Genomic DNA, 23,134 nt, shown 5'->3' with positions numbered 1-23,134 from the left:
CATTATTTTGCCAAAAAAACGAAGTGTTAGAGTTGGCAATTGTTTTTTCGTTTTTTTTTGAACAAAGGGGAATAATAAAATTGTTCTTCTCTTTAAAAATAAGTTATGAGGTGACGAATATGCATACGATGTGGAAGGGGAGCATATCATTCGGTTTGGTGAACATTCCGATTAAACTTCATGCCGCAACGGAGGATAAGGATATTTCTTTGAGGACGTTGCATAAGGAATGTCATTCGCCGATTAAATACGAAAAGGTTTGTCCGGTATGCCAGAAAGAAGTGGGGAAGGATGATATAGTCCGCGCTTTTGAGTATACAAAGGGAAAGTTTGTTGTATTGGAAGACAATGAACTAGAACAACTGAAAAAACAAAACGAAGAAAAAGCCGTGGAAATCGTGGATTTCGTTAAAATTGAAGAAATAGATCCTATTTATTTTAACCGGAGTTATTACATGTCCCCTAATGACGGAGGGATAAAAGCTTATTCCCTTTTGAGGCAGGCCCTCAAGGAATCGAATAAGGTAGGGTTAGCGAAAATCATCATTCGCTCTAAAGAACAAATGGCGGTAATCCGAGTCGTTGATAATACCTTGGTGATGGAAACGATTCATTATCCGGATGAAGTCCGCTCCACAGCAGATGTTCCGAATATCCCTGCCAATGATACCATTGTAAAAAAAGAAATCGATACTGCCGTATTATTGATAGATCAATTAACGACTACCTTCGACCCGACAAAATACACCGATGACTATCGAACCGCGTTACTTGAATTGATTGAATCAAAGAAAGCTGGACAGACGACGATTACAGCCAAAACAAAAGAACCAGTTTCCAACAATGTAACCGATTTAATGGAGGCGTTACAGGCATCCATTGACCGAACGAAACATGATGAACCAGAAATGAAAAAGACGACCAGAAAGAAAGTGGCACCGAAAAAAAAGAAACAAGCTTAAACAGGAAGCTGAGCGGAAGACGCATGATGTCGCTCGGCTTTCTGTTTGTTTTAGCAAGGGGATTTGCCTTCTAATAAGGTAATGAAAGTGAATGAACAGGGGGAGATTTACATAGGTAAAGATAGTATAAATATGTAAGTGGATCACGATGTAAGGAACAGAATGGAGTTAAAAGAAAATGATGGGTGGAAATGAAGGCAAAAAAATTCGCTCCCTAAAGAGCGACAATGAGGAATTCAATCGTGAAAATCAACATATAGGCGAACGGTTGTAGTTTTCGACTATATATTGTGTTCATATTCTACCATATTTAATTCTGAAATAGCAACAAAATTACTGAAACTAACCTATGAATTTTTCTGGAAATTAATGATATTTCGCCCATCTAACGGTTCATGAGGCTTTTGCATTGCATATTCTTATAAAAAACTACAGAATAAAATGGATTTTTAGTATAATTTATACATACAGGATGATATAAATTAAATATGAATGGAAGATGCAAAATGCAAAATGGAAAAATCAAAGCACTTCATGCCGGGAAGCCAAAGCATGAAATTTTTTCGAATATCGATATCTTTTCAGCAATGGATAAACTAGCAATGGATAATGTGACAGTGACTAAATCAGGTATAATTGGTGATGGGGTAGGTAATGTAAAGTTCCATGGAGGTCCTGATCGCGCTTTGTGCTTTTACCCCTTTGAGCATTATTCATTATGGAATGAAAAATTCTCTAAAAAGTTGGAAATCCCTGCATTCGGTGAAAATTTAACCATAGAGGGGATGAGGGAAGAATCAACGTATATCGGCGATATCTATCAAATAGGAGAAGTGATTGTTCAAATTAACCAAGGGAGGATACCTTGTTCGACCATTTCCCACTTCAATCAAGAACCTAAGTTTTTGGAACTCGTGCTGAAAACGAGTTTCACTGGTTATTTTGCAAGAGTACTTCAAGAAGGAACGATAACTAAACAAAACGAGATTGTGCTAATAGATCGTGTGCAAGAAAAAATTTCAGTTCATTATGCAGCAGAGGTAATTCTTCATAAACGAGATGGGCTGGAAGGCGCAAAGGCTTTACTTACACTAGACTCGTTAGCGGAAGACTGGAAACAAAGGATCTTGAAGAGGGTTCAAGTTGCAAAAGATTGAATGATTTTTGCAAAAGTGAAAAAAATGTCGATCAGGTATTGAAATTGACAGATTATTAATGTAAATTAAATATAATCAAATTTTGAAATCTTGTGAAAATTATATAATGGATCTTATCGAGAGAGGTGGAGGGACTGGCCCGAAGAAACCTCAGCAACCAGCTTAGGCAAAGGTGCTAAATCCAGCAAGCAGAGCTTGATAGATGAGGAGAATGTTTCAAAAAACCTTCTTCTTTGAGAAGGTTTTTTTTCCTTTTCTCTCATACTCATAGAATACGACAAAAACAGGATTGTTTTTGAGAGAGGGTGTAATGATGAATTTTCGTAAAGACGTGAAAGAAAGAATACTGGTTGGGGAAGGGGCAATGGGGACCTTATTGTATTCAAATGGCATCGATCAATGTTATGAGGAATTAAACTGCACGAACCCAGATCAAATAGAGTCCATCCACCGTGCCTATCTGGAAGCTGGTGCAGATATCCTTCAATCGAATACATATGGAGCCAATTTCAACAAATTGAAACGGTATGGACTTGAAGATGAAGTAAGCAGAATCAATCGCCAGGGAGTCATTCTTGCTAAAAAAGCGGCAAAAGGAAAGGCATATGTCTTCGGTACCATAGGGGCACAGCGGAGCATCAGGAAATCGGATTTAAGTATTGAAGAGATAAAACGGGGTTTTCGTGAACAGCTATACAGTCTTTTGATGGAAAACCCTGATGGGATTCTCTTGGAAACATTTTATGACCTGGAAGAACTGGAAACCGTCCTGCAAATCGTTAAAAATGAAACTGGACTGCCGATCATCGCAAATGTTTCGATGCATGAACTGGGAAATCTTCAAAATGGAATCCATTTAAATGAAGCCTTTCAAAAACTCGAGCAATTGGGTGCCGATGTTGTTGGGGTGAATTGCCGTCTCGGTCCACATCATATGATTCGGGCCTTGGAGGAAGTGAGTTTGCCAAAGCAAGCATCAATTGCCATATACCCAAATGCCAGCCTCCCGGATTATGTGGATGGAAGGCTCGTCTATAAAGCTGTGCCGGAATATTTCGGTTCAAGTGCCCTAGAACTTCGTGAGCAGGGTGCCGCGATCATAGGAGGGTGCTGTGGAACGACTCCGCTGCATATTCAAGCTGTAAAGAATGCGATTGGAAGTTTGGCTCCTGTGAAAGAGAAATTTACGAAATCCCGTGAAATAGAAATAATTGAAGTGAATGATAGAGAATTGGAACGTCCACTGTTCGAAAAGGCCAAAACAGAAAGGACGATTCTAGTTGAACTTGATCCACCGAAAAAATTAGGTATAGAGAGCTTCATGACTGGTGCCGAGGTTTTGAAAAAAGCAGGGGTCGATTCCATTACATTAGCGGATAATTCGCTTGCCTCACCAAGGATATCGAATGATGCACTGGCTAATTTACTGAAGAACCAATTGAATATAGAGCCGATGGTGCATATAACATGCCGTGATCGAAATTTGATTGGCCTGCAGTCACATTTAATGGGTCTGCAGACAGTGGGGTTGAACGAAATATTGATCATCACCGGAGACCCTTCAAAAATTGGGGACTTCCCGGGGGCCACTTCGGTTTATGATTTATCTTCCTTTGACCTAATAAGTATGGTCAAACAATTTAATGAAGGTCTTTCCTATTCCGGTCAAAGTTTGGGCCAACGGGCAAATTTCAAAATTGCGGCAGCGTTTAATCCCAATGTGAAATATCTGGATAAAGCCGTACTGAGAATGGAAAAGAAGATTGCCTGCGGTGCCCAATCCTTCTTGACACAGCCAATCTATTCCGTGGAGCAGATCGAAGAAGTATATGAAGCCACAAAACATTTAGAAACCCCGATTTTCATCGGTATCATGCCCTTGACAAGCACCCGGAACGCCGAATTCATCCATAATGAGATCCCAGGCATCAAATTGCCTGATAATGTTAGAAGGGCCATGGCGTTAGCGGGGGATGACCCTGTAAAGTCAAGGATTGAAGGTGTGAATATTGCACGAGAGCTAGTGGACGCGGCAAGGGAAAAATTCAAGGGCATATATTTAATCACTCCGTTCCTTCGCTATGAAATGACGGCGGAACTTACGAAATATATTAGAAAAGTCGACAGTAAACATACATCAGAGGTGGCAGTACATGAATAAAAAAGCGATTCAAGATCAGTTAAATTCTAAGATTCTCCTTCTTGACGGGGCGATGGGAACCATGCTTCAAGCGGAGAATTTGACAGTCGAGGATTTTGGCGGGGAACAATTCGAGGGCTGCAATGAATATTTATCACTGACGCAACCGGAAATCATTCAATCCATCCATGAAAAATATTTGGCAGCGGGTGCAGATATCATTGAAACAAATACCTTCGGAGCGACCAGCATCGTTCTTGAGGAATACCAAATAAGCACTATAGCCTACAAGCTTAATAAGATATCAGCTGAGCTTGCCGTTAAAGCTTGTGAAAAGTATTCCAATGATGAATGGCCAAGGTATGTAGCTGGCTCGATGGGTCCAACTACAAAAACGCTATCCGTAACAGGTGGAACGACTTTTGATATTTTAACCGATTCTTATGAAGAACAGGCACTCGGTCTTTTGGATGGCGGGGTAGACTTGTTATTGGTGGAAACCTGTCAGGATATGCTTAATGTCAAGGCAGCCTTTTCTGGAATAAAAGCAGCCTTCGCTAAATCAGGAAAAGATGTGCCTGTCATCATATCAGGTACGATCGAACCGATGGGGACGACACTTGCTGGCCAGTCGATAGAAGCTTTCTATTTATCGGTTGAACATATGAAGCCCGTGGCTGTCGGCCTGAATTGTGCAACAGGGCCGGAATTCATGATAGACCATATCAGGACACTTGCAGATATATCCAATAGCGCAATCAGTTGTTACCCGAATGCCGGGCTCCCGGATGAAGAGGGTCACTATCATGAGTCACCGACTTCCCTTGCAGAGAAAATGAAGCAATTTGCCGAAAAGGGATGGGTCAATATCATTGGCGGTTGTTGTGGTACTACGCCAGAGCATATTAAAGAACTTGTTAGTGTCCTTGAAGGCATTCAGCCCCGTACAATTACCGAATCAGCCCATGGGCATGCCGTATCGGGCATAGAGCCACTCATTTATGATGATTCAATGCGTCCTTTATTCGTAGGTGAGAGAACGAATGTTATCGGGTCTCGAAAATTCAAGGAGCTGATTCGTGGAAAGCATTACGAGCCAGCTGCCGAAATTGCACGTGCCCAGGTAAAAAAAGGCGCCCATGTCATTGATATCTGTCTTGCTGATCCTGATGGGGATGAGCTTGGTGATATGAAGGAGTTCGTAGAAGAGGTCGTCAAAAAAGTGAAAGTCCCATTGGTCATCGACACTACAGATGAAGCCGTACTTGAACAAGCATTAAAACATTCACAAGGAAAATCCATCATTAATTCCATTAACCTTGAAGATGGTGAAGAGCGCTTTGAAAAAATAGTGCCATTCGTCCATCAATATGGTGCTGCCGTTGTCGTAGGAACCATTGATGAAATTGGGATGGCCGTCGATGCTGAGCGCAAATTGGAAGTGGCTACACGTTCTGTGGATTTGCTCGTAAATAAGTATGGACTTAACAAAAGTGACATTATTTTTGATCCACTGGTATTTCCTGTAGGTACGGGTGATGAACAATATATCGGTTCTGCTTTAGAAACGGTGAAGGGAATTAAGGCAATCAAAGAAAAGTTTCCGGAATGCTTAACGATACTTGGCATATCGAATGTTTCATTCGGTCTCCCAGCACGTGGAAGGGAAATTCTAAATGCCGTTTTCCTCTACCATTGTACAAAAGCTGGTCTCGATTATGCTATCGTGAATACGGAAAAGCTTGAACGTTTCGCTCTGATACCGGAAGACGAAGTGAAATTGGCTGAGGCACTCCTTTTTGAAACATCTACAGAAACTTTAGCGATCTTTACCGAGTTTTATCGTGGGAAAAAAGCGGAGAAGAAGGATAATGGTGTGATCCTGCCATTGGACGAACGATTAGGTAACTATATTATCGAAGGTACGAAAGAAGGATTGATTGATGATTTAAATAAAGCAATTGAACGCGGTGACAGCCCGTTGGAAATCATCAATGGACCATTGATGGATGGAATGAGTGAAGTGGGTCGGTTATTTAATGACAACCAACTTATTGTCGCAGAGGTGCTTCAGAGTGCTGAAGCGATGAAGGCGGCTGTATCTCACCTTGAACCACTAATGGAAAACTCTGAAGATAGTGCCAAGAAAGGGAAAATCCTTTTGGCGACTGTCAAGGGAGATGTGCATGATATCGGGAAAAACCTAGTGGATATCATCCTATCCAATAATGGCTATGAAGTCATTGATTTGGGAATAAAGGTCGCACCGCAACAAATCATAGAAGAAGTTCGAAAACATGAGCCTACCATCATTGGCCTATCTGGGTTACTCGTCAAATCTGCACAGCAAATGGTTTTAACAGCACAGGATTTAAGGCAAGCGGGAATAGATACCCCAATTTTAGTGGGAGGGGCAGCATTATCCCGTAAATTCACCGATTTTAAAATATCACCTGAATATGAAGGACCGGTTTTATATTCCAAAGATGCGATGGATGGTTTGGCTGTAACGAATATTTTACATGACTCTGACAAAAAAGTGGTGTACTTGGAAGAGTTAGTCGAGAAACGAGAAAGAGCGAAAGCGAATGCCGCCATTGCTGCCACGATGGAAAAACCTGTTCGGAAGCAGTCCGCAGCTGCGCCTTTAAGCGATGCTCCTGTTCAAAAACCGCGTGACATCAAGCGTCACGTCCTGAAAAACTATCCACTGGATGTCATCCAGCCGTATATTAATAGGCAAATGCTGATTGGACATCATTTGGGGTTAAAAGGTAAAGTTTCCGAATTGCTTAAGCAAGGGAATGAAAAAGCAGTGCAGCTCAATGATCTCGTTGATGAATTGATTGAATTCCTAAAGACGGAACCGGATTATGGATTGCATGCAGTTTATCAATTTTTCCCTGCTCAAAGCGAAGGAGATAAGCTATTCGTTTACAACCCGGACAATCATAACGAGGTTTTGGAAACTTTCGACTTCCCCCGGCAAGATACGAATCCGCATCTTTGTTTAGCGGACTTCGCGAAACCAATCTCCTCCGGGCAAATGGATTATGTTGGTTTCTTCCTGGTCACTGCCGGAAAAGGGATCAGAAAATGGGCAGAAAAACTAAAGCTTGAAGGTGATTTCTTGAAAAATCACGCCCTTCAATCACTTGCTCTCGAAACAGCTGAAGGTTTCGCGGAAAGAATTCATCAATTAATGCGGGATGATTTAGGTATCAGCGATCCAATTGAAATGTCCATGAAAGAGCGGTTTGCCGCTAAGTACACCGGGCAAAGGTTCTCATTTGGTTATCCTGCTTGTCCTAATCTGGAAGACCAGGAGAAGCTATTCCGCCTGTTACAACCTCAGGATATTGGCGTGGAATTGACTGAAGGATTCATGATGGAACCAGAGGCTTCCGTGTCAGCCATTGTTTTTGCACATCCTGAAGCCCGCTACTTTAATGTTGATCGATAACTCATTTAATAAAGGCAGCGGTATTTTTTACCGCTGCCTTATTGCGCATGAATCCCCTTAATTGGTACATCTTAATGGTCAAAAGGAAGGGGATGCAACACCTATGAAGAATATCCTGAAATTATTTCTTTCCATGGCGGGTTCTTTCATTATTATTTTGTTGGTTGTGGATGTCCAGAACATTCAAGTACATGCAATGGTTCCTGAAGAGATAACACCGCTTCTAAAAAGTAAGGAAAATCAGAAAATCGCTTATTTGACTTTCGATGACGGACCATCTTTGAATACCATGAAGATATTGGATATTTTGGACCGCTTTAATGTTAAGGCCACATTTTTCGTAAAAGGGAATGAAGAACCATATGCAAAGGAAAGTTATCAGGAAATGGTTTCCCGCGGTCACGCGATAGCCCTTCATTCTTATACACATGATTATTCCATCGTTTATCGATCGACTGAGAGTTTCTTTCAAGATTTGAATAGGCTTGAAACCATGCTGCAAAAGGAGTATGGGATAAAAAGCCGTATTGTTCGCCTTCCTGGCGGCTCGAATAATCGTCTGAGGCATCAGGCTGCAACGAAACCCATCATCAATGGAATCCTTCAACAACTAAAGGAAAAAGGGTATATTTACTTTGATTGGTCCATTGACTCGACAGATGGCTTCAGTCCGTCAATAAGTGAACAACAAATCATTACTGCCGTACAAAAAGGGACGAAAAATCAAAAGCATGTTAATATCTTATTGCATGATATCAATAGTATGAAGAATACTGTGAAAGCATTGCCTGATATAATTGAATTTCTTAAAAAAGAAGGGTATACCTTTGATACTATTGATGAGACAACCCCGAAATTGCAATTTAATTGATGAACACAATGTTTATCTATAGTAAATTAAGGTATAGGGTATTGAGATTACAATGCGAAAGGATTTATCGTTTCTATGATGCCATCATTGTTTTTATCACATGGAACACCGCTTTTAGCTTTGGAAAAGAATGGCTACACTTCTTTTTTGAAGGAGTATATGCAAACTATGAAGAAACCTGCTGCCATCGTTATTTTGTCAGCACATTGGGAAAGTGAAGATCAAATGATTTCAGCAGTAGGGAAGCATGAAGTCATTTATGATTTTGCAGGGTATCCTGAAGAAATATTTCAGATTACTTATCCAGCTAGGGGATGCCTGGAGCTGTCAGATCGAATTTTAACCTTATTGTCCAGGATAGGTGTATTGGGGGAACTTGATGAAAGGCGCCCCCTGGACCATGGATCATGGGGGCTTTTGCATATCATGTATCCCGAAGCTGACATCCCGACCGTATCTATGTCTATTAGTCCTGCGCTGCCATTGGACAAGCAGTATGAAATTGGGAAAACATTGAGGGAATTAAAGGAAAGTAATGTCCTGATCATCGGGAGCGGTGGAATTGTCCATAATTTCACCCAAATACAGGAGGATATGCATGTTGCAGAAGGATGGGCAATCGAGTTTGAGAACTGGGTCGAAGAGAAAATCTTGAATTGGGATTTGCAATCCTTGTTTGAATATGAAAAAACCGCCCCTTATAGTACAGAGGCTGTGCCTTCCAAAGAGCATTTCATTCCATTGGTCATCGCAATGGGGTCAGGGGATGACAAAAAAAAGGCAGCTCTCCTGCACAGGAGCTTTCAATATGGCAATCTAAGTTTAACAGCTTGGAAGTTTGATTGAAGTGTGAAAGGGCTTTCAGACTAGTTAAATTTACCTGAAAAATAATCATTATACAAAAATACAAAAATCTTTTTTTAGCGAAAAAAAGACTTAAATGAGCAAAAAAGTCAATTAAAAGCGTATTTTGACGAATTAAACAGAAATATAGTTTCAAAAAGGTTGCATAAAGTTGTTTAACCTTTGGATATTTCGACAAAAACATGTTAATATAACATCTGAAAACGTTTTATCCTTTAAAATTTTATTATTCAATGACCAAAGTTATTTATTATATATCTTATATATATCATATATTTGGGGAAAATTTAGAAGAAAGAAATTTGGGGATGGATAAAACGTAATGAAAAAAATTATGAGAAAAATTTGGGGGTTTACAAAATGACCATCAATGATTCTAAGGTATTAGACCACTGGAGAGCTTTTTCAGGTCCAAACCTTGGGTATGTCATGGAGCAATACGATCTATTTCTAGCCAACCCGGAAGAAGTGGATCCGGAACTGAAAAACTTTTTTGAAGTAGCAGGTCCTCCTTCATTCGATGTATCGGTAGAAACAACGATTGGAACTGCACCAACTGTACAAACCGGAGAAGTTCTTCCAATGAAGAAAATTATGTCTGCAGTAAAGTTAGCTGAAAATATCCGTGCATACGGACATCTTGCTGCAAATATTTATCCTTTAAAAGAAGAAGCTCTTGATACTGAACAAATTCACTTTGAAAAATATGGCTTGACTGCAGATGATTTAAGGAAAATACCGGCTGACTTTATTTGCCCGGAATCACCTGAAGACGTGAAAGACGGATACGAAGCCGTACAATACCTAAAACAACTCTATACAAAAACGATAGCCTTTGAATTTCACCATGTTAATGACTTGGATGAAAAGCAATGGCTTACTGATATGGTCGAATCCGGAAACATGTTCCCGGAAGTGACTAAAGAGAAAAGAGAACTATTACTTAAACGATTGAATGAAGTCGAAGGTTTCGAGAAATTCCTTCACCGCACATATGTAGGGCAAAAACGTTTCTCTATTGAAGGACTGGATGCTTTGGTTCCGATTTTAGATGAAATGATTTCACAAACTGTTCAAAACGGAACGGGGAATGTGAATATTGCCATGGCTCACCGAGGACGTTTGAATGTGCTTGCACATGTATTAGGAAAGCCATATGAGGTCATTTTCTCTGAATTCCAACATTCACCGAATAAAGATTTGGTTCCTTCCGAAGGTTCAACAGGCATTAACAATGGATGGACTGGTGATGTTAAATACCATTTAGGTCTGGATAAACAGATAACTAAAGCAAATATACAAAAAGCAAGGATAACACTTGCCAATAACCCAAGTCACTTGGAAGTAGTTGGTCCAATCGTGGAAGGGTATTCTCGTGCGGCACAAGAAGACCGTTCAGAAAAAGGATTCCCGGTTCAAGACATTTCCAAATCTCTTGCAATTCTGATTCATGGTGATGCAGCATTCCCAGGTGAAGGAATTGTACCTGAAACGTTTAACTTAAGCCGTTTACGCGGTTATCAAGTTGGCGGCGCCATCCATATCATCGCGAATAACATGATCGGTTTTACAACGGAAAGTGAAGATTCACGTTCAACCTTATATGCTAGTGATTTGGCCAAAGGCTTTGAAGTGCCGATCGTGCATGTGAATGCAGATGATCCGGAAGCATGCATGGCTGCTGTGAACCTTGCTAACCTATATCGTGAAAAATACAAAAAGGATTTCTTGATCGACCTGATCGGTTACAGACGTTTCGGCCATAACGAAATGGATGAGCCATTGGTGACTCAACCTGAAATGTATGCATTAATTCATAAGCACTCAACCGTTAAAGAGCTTTATGGAAAAAAACTGATTCAATCTGGCGAGTTCACTGAAGCTGAAGTTAAAGCGATTGCTGAGCAAGTAGATACAAGGCTTGCAGATGCATATGCGAAAATTTCCGGAAATAAACCGGAAGCTTCTAAAGAATGTAATCCTCCTGGGATTATTGAAAAAGGACTTCCAGCCATTGATACGGCAGTTCCGAAACAAGAACTAGTTACAATTAACGAAGAACTTGTTAAGTGGCCAGAAGGATTCACTCCTAATAAAAAATTAGGAAAGATCTTATCACGTCGCTTGGATTCCTTTGGTGCTGACGGAAAAATTGATTGGGCTCATGCTGAGACATTGGCATATGCATCCATATTGAGTGACGGCACTCCAATCCGTTTGACAGGACAAGATTCAGAGCGTGGAACATTCGCTCAACGTAATATCATGTTACATGATAGTGTTACCGGAAAAACATATTCACCACTTCACACACTAGAAACTGCCAAAGCATCATTCGCTGTTCATAACAGCCCGCTTACTGAAACGGCAGTTCTGGCTTATGAATATGGTTATAATGTATTTGCACCTGAGACACTTGTATTATGGGAAGGACAATTCGGTGACTTCGCTAATACAGCACAAGTAATCTTTGACCAATTCATCGCGGCAGGCCGTGCAAAATGGGGTCAAAAATCAGGTCTTGTCATGCTGCTTCCACACGGTTATGAAGGACAAGGACCAGAGCACTCAAGTGCACGCCTGGAGCGTTTCCTTCAATTAGCGGCTGAAAACAACTGGACAGTTGCCAACTTAAGCTCGGCAGCTCAATACTTCCATATCCTTAGAAGACAAGCTAAGATTTTGGATCAAGAGCAAGTACGCCCGCTTGTCATCATGACACCGAAGAGTATGCTTCGTAATCAAGTGATGGCTTCTACAGCAGAAGAATTCAGTGAAGGCTCTTTTGAATCATTCGTAGAAACCAAAGCTTTGGGCAAAAAACCTAAATCGGTTGAACGCATTGTTTTTGCATCAGGTAAATTGGCGGTTGAACTTCGTGAAAAAGCGGCAACTGAAAAAAATACAGATTGGTTGCAAATCATCAGTATCGAAGAAATTTATCCATTCCCATTCACTGGAGTCCAAGAAGCCCTGAAAAAATATACAAATCTTAAAGAAATCTTCTGGGCTCAAGAAGAACCTAAAAACATGGGTGCTTGGACATTTGTTGAACCACGCCTAAATGCAGCGGCTCCTGGCAATCTTTCAGTAACATATATAGGAAGGAAGCGCAGATCAAGCCCGGCTGAGGGAGATCCACTTGTCCATAAAAATGAACAACAACGGATTATGACTCAAGCAATTACACGCAATAATGAGGGGGAGAAATAAAATGGCTGAAGTAAAAGTACCTGAATTAGCAGAATCGATTTCTGAAGGATCTATTGCGCAATGGTTAAAACAACCCGGTGATCACGTTGAAAAAGGAGAATATGTCCTTGAACTTGAAACGGATAAAGTGAACGTAGAAATCATTTCAGATTATACTGGTACACTTTCGGAACATTTAGCAGAAGAAGGCGATACTGTCCAAGTTGGACAGGCTATCGCCATCGTTGATGAAAATGGATCAGCTGCTGCAGCTCCAAAAGCGGAAGCTCCTAAGGTTGAAGAAGCTAAAGCAGAACCAGCTAAGGCTGAACAAGCGGCTCCTGCTAAAGAGGCTCCTAAAGCGGAAGCGAAAGAAGCATCATCCACTCAACAAGTTATTGCATCACCAGCTGCAAGGAAATTGGCTCGCGAAAAAGGAATTGACTTGACTCAAGTGCCTGTAGCCGACCCACTAGGTCGCGTACGTGTACAAGACGTAGAAGCAGCAAGTAATGCACCTGCAGCACCTGCGGCAGCTCCTAAACAAGCTCCTGCAGCTAAAAAAGCAGCAGCTCCTGTTGAAGTGAATGATGACCGCATTGAAGTGGTTAAGATGACACGCCGTCGTCAAACCATTGCCAAACGTCTAGTTCAAGTACAATCCGAAGCAGCCATGCTTACTACTTTTAACGAAGTCGATCTTTCTGCAGTCATGGAATTGCGTAGCCGCCATAAGGATTCTTTCGTGAAAACAAATGATGTTAAACTTGGTTTCATGTCATTCTTCACTAAAGCGGTCATTGGCGCATTGAAAAAATATCCGTTATTGAATGCTGAAATCCAAGGCGACCATATCCTGAAAAAGAACTTTTATGATATCGGTGTAGCTGTATCCACTGATGAAGGACTTGTTGTTCCGGTAGTAAGGGATGCTGACCGCAAAAGCTTTGCTGAAATCGAGAAGAACATTTCGGATTTAGCTGTTAAAGCGCGTAACAACAAACTGGGACTTTCAGATTTATCAGGTGGTACTTTTACTATCACAAACGGCGGGACTTTCGGTTCCCTATTATCTACACCAATTTTGAATGCCCCTCAAGTTGGAATCTTGGGCATGCATACAATCAAGACTCGTCCAATCGCTGTTGGAGATCAAATCGAAAACAGGCCAATGATGTACCTTGCATTATCTTATGATCACCGTATCGTTGACGGAAAAGAAGCTGTTGGTTTCTTAGTGGCTATCAAAGATATGCTGGAAGATCCAGAACAACTTTTACTTCAAGGTTAATAAAATAATACGAACCCCCATGTCATCATGACATGGGGGTTTTTTGTGTGTGAAGAACTGAAAGGATATTTTCATAGAAAAAAAGATAATGGGATTCAAGAAAGGGCATATCTATCTAAATGAATGTTTTTGAAGGTATTTTTGAATGAATTTGAGTATTTTTAAACGTTTATGATTGATTATTGCTTCGTTTTCATATATGATGATGATATTAAAGTGAGGTGGGCGAATTGTTGACAACTGAAAGGCACCAGTTCATCTTATCGATCCTTAAAGAACAAGGAACGGTAAAGCTGCAAGAGCTTGTAGATCAGTTACAAGCCTCGGAGTCGACCATTCGGAGAGATTTAGTGCAACTCGAAGAAATGAAGCTCTTGAAACGCGTGCATGGTGGGGCCTCTTTACTTCAAAGAAAAGGCCTTGAACCAACAACTATGGAAAAGCAATACAAAGCAAGAGCTGAAAAACAACTTATAGCAAAGCTGGCGGTTTCATTCATAGAGAAAAATGATTGTATATATCTTGATGCAGGCACGACAACTGCGGAAATGATTCCTTATTTAAAGGATAAAAATATAACGGTGCTCACAAATGGTCTTATGCATATTCCAAAACTCATCGAATTGGAAATCAAAACAGTGTTAGTGGGCGGAACGATAAAATTTTCGACAAATGCTGTTATTGGAAGTAATGCTGTACAGTTTCTGAATGAATACCGTTTTGATAAATGTTTCTTGGGAATGAACGGCATCCATCAAGATCTGGGTTTCACAACACCCGACCCGGAGGAAGCACTACTGAAGAAGATGGCATTACGCCTCTCTAACGAGACATACGTGCTTGCTGACAGTTCAAAACTGAATGAAGCTACTTTCGCTAAGGTGGCAGATGTAAGCGATGCCATAATCCTTACTGACAGCAATGATGAAGAGGCAATTGATCAACTCCATAAAAATCCAAAGATAAAGGTCGTGACCATTTAATGATTTATACAGTGACACTAAACCCATCCATCGATTACCTGGTCGAGGTGGAGAGTTTTCAAATGGGCAAGGTGAATCGAACCAGTTATGATGCAAAATTCCCAGGAGGGAAAGGGATCAATGTTTCCCGAGTGCTAAAAAGGCTGGGAAATAGTACGACAGCGTTAGGATTCATCGGTGGACAAACTGGTGAATTTGTAAAAAGGTTTTTAAGACAAGAAGAGATTTTCACGGACTTTACAGAGATAGCTGGAGATACAAGAATAAACGTTAAATTGAAAACAGGGCTGGAGACAGAAATAAATAGCCAAGGGCCAATCATTTCAAAGGGGAATTATCAACAATTATTTAGTCAGATCGAACAGTTGAATAATAATGATATTCTCATTTTGTCAGGAAGCATCCCTCCAAGCGTTCCTTCGGATGTATACGAAGCCATGGCAAGGTCTTGTTCCCATAACGGCATTAAAGTGGTGGTGGATACGAGTGGCAAGGAATTACTGAATGTCCTTCCACACCGGCCATTTTTAATAAAGCCCAATCATCATGAACTGGGTGAGCTTTTTTCAACCGAAATAAGAACGGTTGAAGATGCTAGGGAATATGGCGCTAAATTGGTTGAAGCAGGAGCACAAAACGTTATTGTATCAATGGCGGGACAGGGGGCCGTGCTTTGCTCCGGTGGAGAGTCATATTCCGCAAATGTTCCAAAAGGGAACGTCATCAATTCAGTGGGTGCCGGTGATTCAATGGTCGCAGGTTTCATCGGGACATATGAAAGTACAGTGGATATTCTATCTGCATTCCGCTTCAGTCTTGCAGCAGGAAGTGCTACAGCCTTTTCATCCGATCTCGGTACACTGGATAAAATTGAAGAGTTATTACCGCAAATTGCCATCAATCATCTAACAGGAGGCTGACTCTATGAAAATTACAGACTTGTTAAAATTGGATACAATCATCATCAATCTGCAAAGCGTTACAAAGCAAGCAGTCATTGATGAACTATCAGGAAAGCTAGCCGAGGCAGACAGGTTAAACGATGTGGAGGGTTTCAAAGCTGCCATCTTAAAACGTGAAGACCAAAGCACAACAGGGATTGGTGAAGGGATAGCCATACCACACGCAAAAACAAGTGCTGTAAGGGTGCCTGCCATCTGTTTCGGCAAATCCGTCAGTGGTGTGGATTATGAATCGCTTGATGGGCAGCCGGCTCATTTGTTCTTTATGATTGCAGCAAGTGAAGGAGCGAATGCAGATCACTTGGAAACACTTTCCCGGCTTTCTTCATTACTGATGGATGATAAATTCAGGGCCCGATTGATTTCTGCTACTTCTGGTGAGGAAGTGTTGGAGATAATCAATCAAAAAGAAATGGAAGCCGATGAAGAAGAAATAGAAGAGCAGCAATCAAGTAATGCTGCAAGTGGTAACAATAAACGAGGTAAAATTCTAGCCGTTACAGCTTGTCCAACAGGAATTGCCCATACTTATATGGCTGCCGATGCGTTAAAGGCTAAAGCTAAGGAAATGGGAATCGATTTCAAAGTCGAAACAAATGGTTCCACAGGAATCAAAAATGGTTTAACCGCCGCAGAAATTGATGAGGCGGATGCGATTATCGTTGCAGCTGATAAGCAGGTGGAAATGGATCGATTTAATGGAAAACATGTCATTGTTGTCCCAGTAGCCCATGGAATCCGGAAGACTGAGGAGCTGTTAACCAGAGCATTGAATCAGGATGCCCCTGTTTACAAAGGAACAGGAAACGATAAAAGTGATGAAGGTGATTCAGCAAAAGGAGGATTGGGGATTTACAAGCACTTAATGAATGGCGTAAGTAATATGCTTCCATTTGTCGTCGGGGGCGGAATCTTGATTGCGCTTTCTTTCTTTTTTGGAATCGAGGCAGCCGATCCGGCAAATCCGGATTATAATCCCATTGCCAAAGCATTAAGTGATATTGGCGGGGGAAATGGTGCCTTCTTCTTACTTGTCCCTGTCCTGGCTGGATTCATTGCTTCAAGTATTGCCGACCGTCCGGGTTTTGCTCCTGGTATGGTAGGGGGATTATTGGCAGCACAGGCTAATGCCGGTTTTCTTGGCGGACTGATTGCCGGTTTCCTTGCAGGTTATGTCGTCTTACTTTTAAGAAAATTGTTTTCCAGATTACCGCAAACACTCGATGGCATTAAACCGGTTTTACTCTATCCTGTATTCGGTATGTTAATTACAGGGTTTATCATGTTATTTCTCATAAATGAACCAGTAACCGCAATAAACATGGGCTTGACCAATTGGCTGCAAGGTTTATCTGGTACGAACGCAATATTCCTTGGCTTGATTCTTGGGGGGATGATGGCTGTAGATATGGGTGGCCCCCTAAACAAGGCTGCCTTCACATTTGGGCTAGCGGCCATTGAAGCTCAGAGTTTCGGACCGCATGCTGCTGTAATGGCTGGTGGAATGGTTCCTCCTCTAGGGATTGCCTTGGCCACTACATTCTTTAAAAGCAAATTCACTGAAATGGAAAGAAAATCAGGATTCACTAATTATTTCATGGGTGCTTCGTTCATTACAGAAGGAGCGATTCCTTTTGCGGCAGCGGATCCATTGCGTGTTATCGTCAGCAGTGTTGTCGGTGCAGCGACAGCGGGAGCACTGTCAATGGCTTTTAACGTGACTCTCCCTGCACCACATGGTGGAATATTTGTCATCCCACTTGTCAATCACCCATTTTTCTATTTGTTGGCCATTTTAATAGGATCCCTCATCACCGCTTTAATATTGGGGTTCTGGAAAAAGAAACGGATATAAAAAAACTGAAAGGAAAGCGGGTCCAAGTATATTGGATCCGCATTCAGTTTGTAGACAAGAAGGTTTCGGAATGGCATCATTCCGAAACCTTTTTGAATTTTATTGGAAGGAAGCAGTTGTAAATAGAGGATCTAAAGTGACTATCATGCGTATTTTCTGCTTCCGCATGAAACGAATAGGCAAACTGTTTTGTTCTCTTGCACATAGTAGCTACTCTCAGGATCAGTTGAACTTTCTTTAATCCCCTTTTTTTCTTCCTTGATAAACTTATCTGGTGGAAAGGGCTTCTTTACACTGTTTTTACGATATTGATTTATTTCTTCTTGAATCTGTCCTTGATGGCCCGTGTTTCAATTTATCTATAAGTAAAATCTTTGTAGATAGCTGTTTATTACCGATTAACGAAACTTATCAGTCATTAAGAACGTACAATATAGTAATGGTGACCTAAAAACAGGGAGGAAGTAAGTATGGACTTGACCCCAAAACAACGAAACTTGTTGCTATCATTAACCATTGATTGGCAGACACCGATTCAAATTGCTGGCCGTCTCCCGAAAGAATGGGGAAATCTATCCTGTGTAAATCAGACTCTTAAAGATTTAGTGCGTGAAGGATTGGTGCAAGCCAATCCAGTAATGTTCGGTCTCTTCCGATTAACCACGGATGGCAAGACCATAAAGGAGTTAGAGTTGGGTGAGAACTAATGATATATCGGCAACTTGCACAAGAGGAAAAAATTCATTTTATTCGATTAGCTGTTATTTCAATCGTAATTCAACAATGAAAATTAACATAGCATAATACAAAAAAACTGAAGACAAACTCGATTTTCATCAAGTTTGTCTTCAGTTTGAAAGCGCTTACCATTACAGTGGGTCCGCTTTTCTTATATCCAATCCAAACTTCAATCCGGTTGCCGAAAGGTTGATACAAAAATGCGGTTCGCTTCAGGAAACCTTGCGTCACTTTAAAGATATACGATTAATTATTAAATGTGGCTAGAAGCCAATAGCCCATCTGATTTTCAACTTCAAGAGATGGATGTGACTTTTCGCGCAGTCCTCAATTGATCGATCCGGATTCAAACCATACTCCCCCTTAACATTTTTAGGCTGCAGGTTTCTCTTTTAAATAGAATTTTCGTGAAATACTTCCTCAATCGGTCCACTTTATATGCAGGAGTGGCTAATTGGAAATGTTGACTTAAAATACCCCCCTCATTCCTTATAGTTCCAATATTAAAACAAAATAATTATAATAAGGTTTGCTAATCTTACTATCGACTGGTTTATTAAAGCATGAACTTTTATGTTTATGGGTAAAGGAATATAAAAACGAACAAAAGGAGTGAACGTACATGCTGAAGAAAAATACCTTAAAAACGACGAAAAGGGATGATATGATTGATGTTACGACAGAAGTACAGGCATTCATCAAGGAAAATGGGATTCAAGAGGGGATAGCTCTTATATATTGTCCACATACGACAGCGGGGATCACGATTAATGAAAATGCTGATCCCGATGTCAAAAAGGATATGTTAAGAAGATTGGATGAGCAATACCCATGGGATCATACATTGGATTTACATATGGAAGGAAACACGGCAGCCCATTTGAAATCAAGTACGGTTGGTTCTTCACAGCAGGTGATCATCCATAAAGGGAGCTTGATCCTTGGCACTTGGCAAGGTGTATATTTTTGTGAATTCGATGGTCCCAGAGATAGGCAATATTTTATTAAATTATGTGTCGACAGGTAAAATGAAAAGTACGGCAAGGTTGAGTGGGAGGAAGCGGATTGGACGATGTTTGGATTGAAGGAAGTAAAGTAATATTGAGGAATGTTAAACAAGCCGATTTAAAACATTTATGGAGCCTGAAATATGGAGAAGTGGATCCAGAATGGAAAAAGTGGGATGCACCTTTTCATCCACTTGAACTCATTGATTTCCAAACGTATATCGATAAAGAAGCGAAGCATAGAACCTATGATGAAAAAATGGGGGCTTACTCTGAGCTATTAATGGAAAAAAACGATCAAATAATAGGATCTGTTGTATATTACTGGGAACATGAACCTTCGCGTTGGCTTGAAATCGGAATTACGATTTTTGAGCCCGAGTATTGGAATGGCGGTTATGGAACAGAAGCGTTAAGGTTATTCATAGGCTATTTATTCGAAAAAATGGAGATTGAGCGGGTGGGTCTGACGACATGGTCAGGTAATGAACGCATGATCGCAGTTGGAGAAAAGCTAGGCATGCAAGTAGAGGGAAGGATGAGAAAATGCCGTTATCATGATGGTTATTATTATGATTCAATCAGAATGGGAATGCTACGGGAAGAATGGGAATCATTAAAATTTCGAAGTTAATAGACCCCCGAGAATATTTTTCCTACATTTCCTTGGAAAAAATTTAGCACTGTTTTCTCCCATATGGTCTGTTATCCTTGGAAGATGCTTAACGAGGAGGTTACAGGATGAAATTATCAGTATTATTAACCGTGATAATGACTCTAAGTGTCATCATACTTGGAATAGCTTTTCCTAAGGGAACGACCAGTAAAGCTTCGGATGGAGCAGCCAAACATGTCATTAAACAAGGTGAATCGATATGGGATATTGCGAAGCAGTACGGTGTTCCAATCGGAAAGTTGAAAGAAGTCAATAATAATGTAAATAATGTTGCCGAGCCCGGTAAAACATTGATTATTCCACATGTAATGAATGAAAAAGATAAAGAATTATTAGCAAGACTTGTGCATGCAGAAGCTAAAGGGGAGCCATACAGAGGTAAGGTTGAGGTGGCAGGAGTTGTTTTGAATCGCCTTGATAGCGATGAATTTCCTGATACGGTACGGGAAGTGATTTATCAAAAAAACCAATTCTCGCCTGTTGGAGATGGCAGTATAAATAAACCAGCAGGAGATGATGCCAAGAAAGCTGTCAATGAAGCATTGGCGATTCATGGCTATACAAATGATGCCTTGTATTTTTGGAATCCTAGTATTTCGGACAGTGAATGGATGAAACAATTAGAGGTAATAAAAATTATCGGTGGCCACCATTTTGCCATATGAACTATATCACAAGAACCGGCTTTCCAAATGGGAGGCCGGTTTTTTATTTTTGAAACCTTCCGTTAAACGATATCAGCCCACATCTCGCGGGGATTCAATTCATAAATGCTGTTTTCACGGTACATGATACTCCCGATAATGAGTTCACGTCTTATTGTTGCATAATCATCATGGAAAGACTGGATGAATTCATTCAATTCTTTCTCTGGATATTTCCGTCCCTTTTCCAAAAGGTTGGCTATATGATGAAGAACGATCATTTTCTTTTTTCTCTGTGCAGGTATGGTTTTTAGTCGACCATCTGGCATCAAAAAGTTTTCAAGGATCTTTTTGTGTTCTAAATTCAGCTTTTGATTATCCATATTATTGGAATCCCCCTTAGTTGAAACCATTTTAGGTAATGCTGATGAATAATGCTTCAGGACATCTTCATTCAAAAAATAATATACCGTATTTTTTTCTCTACGATCCTTCACTAAATTAATGTCCTTCAATTTAGTTAAATGGTGTGAGATGGTCGGGGCCGTCAATTTTAATATTCCAGCAAGTGCCTGTCCGTGTTTTGGACCATTTGCCAGGATGGAAATAATTCTAATCCTAGTTACATCACCAATCGTTTTATGGAAAGCGACCAATTTTTCTAATTGCACTTTAATCCCTCCTTTAATTAGATTGTCATCTAATTAGATAATAATCTAATTAAAGGGTGATAATCAAGTTAATATTCACTTTTCTATATTGCTTGGAAGATCTAATGTATACTTTAGTTGAATACTAAATTAATCCGGAATTAAGGAGCTGTAACATGGCCAATACACATGTTTATACAAAAAAAGAAGAAGTGGTCAATGCGATAACCCACGGTGTCGGCGTTTTGTTAAGTATTGCAGCACTTGTGTTTTTAATCATATTCTCAGCCCAAACGGGATCGCCTTGGCATATAGTCATTTCTGTCATTTATGGTGTTTCCATGCTACTTTTATACGTCTCTTCCACTTTAGTGCATAGTTTTCCAGAGGGCAAAACAAAGGATATATTTGAAATCTTTGATCATTCAGCTATATATATATTCATTGCAGGAACATACACGCCCATCATGCTTCTTGTGATCCAAGGGTCACTAGGCTGGACCCTGCTGGATATAATTTGGGGAGTTGCCATAGTTGGGGTCGTCTTCAAAGCTTTCTATGTGAAAAAATTCCTCTTCCTTTCGACGATTCTCTATATTGCAATGGGGTGGATGATCGTTATCGTTTGGGGACCACTTACAGCAACGATGCCAACAGCTGGTATCCAGTTACTGATTGCAGGGGGATTGCTTTATACGTTTGGAGCCATATTTTATGTTTGGCGCGGTTTTCCGTTTCATCACGCGGTTTGGCATGTATTCGTGCTTGGGGGATCTGTCACACATTTTTTTGCGATATTGTTTTATATCCTTCCACTATGATCACTTGGTCGATTTGATGTATATGAGGAAATCTTGAGTTTTATTTGATCTCTATTAGGCAATAGATAAGGTATACAGACTATAGGAGGAAAAACTCATGAGAAGATCAATCAAAATATTATCAGTGCCGTTTGCCGCTATACTTGTTTTGGCTGGATGCGGCGAAGAAAACGATGAAGTGAAAAACCCACCGGTTCAGGAAAATGAAAATCAAGCTGAAAATAATCCTGAAACAGGAACGGATAATAATGAAAAACTGCCTTTCACTTATAAGGATTTTCAATTGGAAGCGGATTATACAGGCAATGATAACGAATACGAAGCTGAATATGATACCATGGGAGCTCAAACAGAAGCTTCGATCGAGGACAAACTTAACAAACATGAAGTTCACGGTGATGAAGCAATGAAAGAATTGACCCCGATTCTAGAAAAATTGACATTCACCAAAGATTCATCAGAGGAGGAGGTCATTCAAGAAGTGACAAAAGCTTTTAATTTGAAGGATGACTATCAAGAATTTGATTTAGAGGTCGTTTTCGAAGATGGTACGAAAAAAGAATATAAAGTGAATAATAAATAATTAAATCTGTTACTTTATTCATCCTTAAGTAATAAAATGGCAGTAAGTTCATGTGTATCCTCAATAGTTGTCAAATTACTGTTACTATAGTAAAATGATTACGGTTAGCAAAGGGGAAAATATACATTTGCTATTTATATTCGGACTTATGGGGATAGGACCGCAATAATTACTTGTAAAAAAGATTCTTTTTTAAGAGTCTTTTTTTTGTGCAAGTGTTCGGGAATTTGAATATAAATGAAAGAGAGGGTACCACAAGCAGTACCCTCTCTTTC

The 23,134-nt window shown here is 40.4% G+C and carries 18 protein-coding genes, 1 pseudogene and 1 riboswitch; of the genes and pseudogenes, 17 read left to right on the top strand and 2 right to left on the bottom strand.

Annotation, left to right across the window (positions count from 1 at the left end; genetic code table 11):
- Positions 1-119 precede the first annotated feature (119 nt).
- The 11 genes from ku to J7J00_RS02230 all read left to right on the top strand — a co-directional run bounded on the left by ku (position 120) and on the right by J7J00_RS02230 (position 17,740).
- Positions 120-962, top strand: coding sequence for a non-homologous end joining protein Ku (gene ku / locus J7J00_RS02280; RefSeq protein WP_141994677.1), 843 nt, complete (start codon positions 120-122; stop codon positions 960-962).
- A gap of 506 nt (positions 963-1,468) precedes the next feature.
- Positions 1,469-2,119 carry an MOSC domain-containing protein gene (locus J7J00_RS02275; protein ID WP_214787112.1) on the top strand — a complete coding sequence of 217 codons (651 nt, stop codon included), beginning with the start codon at positions 1,469-1,471 and terminating at the stop codon, positions 2,117-2,119.
- A gap of 110 nt (positions 2,120-2,229) precedes the next feature.
- Positions 2,230-2,328: riboswitch (SAM riboswitch) on the top strand.
- Positions 2,329-2,432: 104 nt separating this feature from the next.
- The gene (locus J7J00_RS02270) at positions 2,433-4,280 is read left to right on the top strand and encodes a bifunctional homocysteine S-methyltransferase/methylenetetrahydrofolate reductase (RefSeq protein ID WP_098369377.1); all 1,848 of its coding nucleotides are present in this window, start codon (positions 2,433-2,435) and stop codon (positions 4,278-4,280) included.
- Positions 4,273-7,722, top strand: a complete 3,450-nt coding sequence (gene metH / locus J7J00_RS02265; protein WP_214787110.1) for a methionine synthase — start codon at positions 4,273-4,275, stop codon at positions 7,720-7,722. The genes J7J00_RS02270 and metH overlap by 8 nt, the downstream gene beginning before the upstream one ends.
- Before the next feature lie 103 nt (positions 7,723-7,825).
- Complete coding sequence (locus J7J00_RS02260) at positions 7,826-8,593, top strand: polysaccharide deacetylase family protein (RefSeq protein WP_214787108.1); 768 nt, start codon at positions 7,826-7,828, stop codon at positions 8,591-8,593.
- A 75-nt stretch (positions 8,594-8,668) separates the two neighbouring features.
- Positions 8,669-9,439 (top strand): dioxygenase family protein, encoded by a 771-nt coding sequence (locus J7J00_RS02255; protein ID WP_214787106.1) that lies wholly within the window; start codon positions 8,669-8,671, stop codon positions 9,437-9,439.
- 378 nt (positions 9,440-9,817) lie between these two features.
- Positions 9,818-12,670, top strand: a complete 2,853-nt coding sequence (locus tag J7J00_RS02250; RefSeq protein WP_214787103.1) for a 2-oxoglutarate dehydrogenase E1 component — start codon at positions 9,818-9,820, stop codon at positions 12,668-12,670.
- Between the two features lies 1 nt (position 12,671).
- Positions 12,672-13,940 carry a 2-oxoglutarate dehydrogenase complex dihydrolipoyllysine-residue succinyltransferase gene (gene odhB, locus J7J00_RS02245; RefSeq protein WP_141993739.1) on the top strand — a complete coding sequence of 423 codons (1,269 nt, stop codon included), beginning with the start codon at positions 12,672-12,674 and terminating at the stop codon, positions 13,938-13,940.
- 230 nt (positions 13,941-14,170) lie between these two features.
- Positions 14,171-14,923, top strand: coding sequence for a DeoR/GlpR family DNA-binding transcription regulator (locus J7J00_RS02240; RefSeq protein WP_214787101.1), 753 nt, complete (start codon positions 14,171-14,173; stop codon positions 14,921-14,923).
- Positions 14,923-15,843: a 1-phosphofructokinase gene (gene pfkB, locus J7J00_RS02235; RefSeq protein ID WP_214787099.1), complete on the top strand. Its 921-nt coding sequence runs from the start codon at positions 14,923-14,925 to the stop codon at positions 15,841-15,843. The genes J7J00_RS02240 and pfkB overlap by 1 nt, the downstream gene beginning before the upstream one ends.
- Before the next feature lie 4 nt (positions 15,844-15,847).
- Positions 15,848-17,740 carry a PTS fructose transporter subunit IIABC gene (locus tag J7J00_RS02230; RefSeq protein ID WP_214787097.1) on the top strand — a complete coding sequence of 631 codons (1,893 nt, stop codon included), beginning with the start codon at positions 15,848-15,850 and terminating at the stop codon, positions 17,738-17,740.
- A 136-nt stretch (positions 17,741-17,876) separates the two neighbouring features.
- Here the strand turns inward: J7J00_RS02230 and J7J00_RS27845 are convergent.
- Positions 17,877-18,081: pseudogene (locus tag J7J00_RS27845) on the bottom strand (IS5/IS1182 family transposase); the annotation flags it as partial.
- A 129-nt stretch (positions 18,082-18,210) separates the two neighbouring features.
- On the opposite strand from J7J00_RS27845, the gene J7J00_RS02225 reads away from it, so the two are divergent.
- The 4 genes from J7J00_RS02225 to J7J00_RS02210 all read left to right on the top strand — a co-directional run bounded on the left by J7J00_RS02225 (position 18,211) and on the right by J7J00_RS02210 (position 20,826).
- Positions 18,211-18,447 carry a hypothetical protein gene (locus J7J00_RS02225; RefSeq protein WP_214787095.1) on the top strand — a complete coding sequence of 79 codons (237 nt, stop codon included), beginning with the start codon at positions 18,211-18,213 and terminating at the stop codon, positions 18,445-18,447.
- 653 nt (positions 18,448-19,100) lie between these two features.
- Positions 19,101-19,505 carry a secondary thiamine-phosphate synthase enzyme YjbQ gene (locus J7J00_RS02220; RefSeq protein WP_214787093.1) on the top strand — a complete coding sequence of 135 codons (405 nt, stop codon included), beginning with the start codon at positions 19,101-19,103 and terminating at the stop codon, positions 19,503-19,505.
- A 38-nt stretch (positions 19,506-19,543) separates the two neighbouring features.
- Entirely contained in the window at positions 19,544-20,119 is a 576-nt protein-coding gene (locus J7J00_RS02215; protein ID WP_214787086.1) for a GNAT family N-acetyltransferase, read from the top strand.
- A gap of 107 nt (positions 20,120-20,226) precedes the next feature.
- Complete coding sequence (locus J7J00_RS02210) at positions 20,227-20,826, top strand: cell wall hydrolase (protein ID WP_214787084.1); 600 nt, start codon at positions 20,227-20,229, stop codon at positions 20,824-20,826.
- Between the two features lie 62 nt (positions 20,827-20,888).
- Here the strand turns inward: J7J00_RS02210 and J7J00_RS02205 are convergent, their stop codons facing one another.
- Complete coding sequence (locus tag J7J00_RS02205) at positions 20,889-21,476, bottom strand: DUF2087 domain-containing protein (protein ID WP_214787083.1); 588 nt, start codon at positions 21,474-21,476, stop codon at positions 20,889-20,891.
- A 155-nt stretch (positions 21,477-21,631) separates the two neighbouring features.
- On the opposite strand from J7J00_RS02205, the gene trhA reads away from it, so the two are divergent.
- Positions 21,632-22,276, top strand: a complete 645-nt coding sequence (gene trhA, locus J7J00_RS02200) for a PAQR family membrane homeostasis protein TrhA (protein ID WP_214787081.1) — start codon at positions 21,632-21,634, stop codon at positions 22,274-22,276.
- Between the two features lie 97 nt (positions 22,277-22,373).
- A complete protein-coding gene (locus tag J7J00_RS02195; RefSeq protein WP_214787078.1) occupies positions 22,374-22,859 on the top strand; it encodes a YusW family protein in 486 nt (161 codons plus the stop codon).
- The last annotated feature ends 275 nt before the right edge of the window (positions 22,860-23,134 follow it).

The sequence above is a fragment of the Bacillus sp. ISL-4 genome (assembly GCF_018613275.1).
Classification (GTDB): domain Bacteria; phylum Bacillota; class Bacilli; order Bacillales; family DSM-1321; genus Peribacillus; species Peribacillus simplex_E.
The sequence above is the reverse complement of the archived record's forward strand: the minus strand, read 5'-3'. Positions and strand labels throughout refer to the sequence as shown.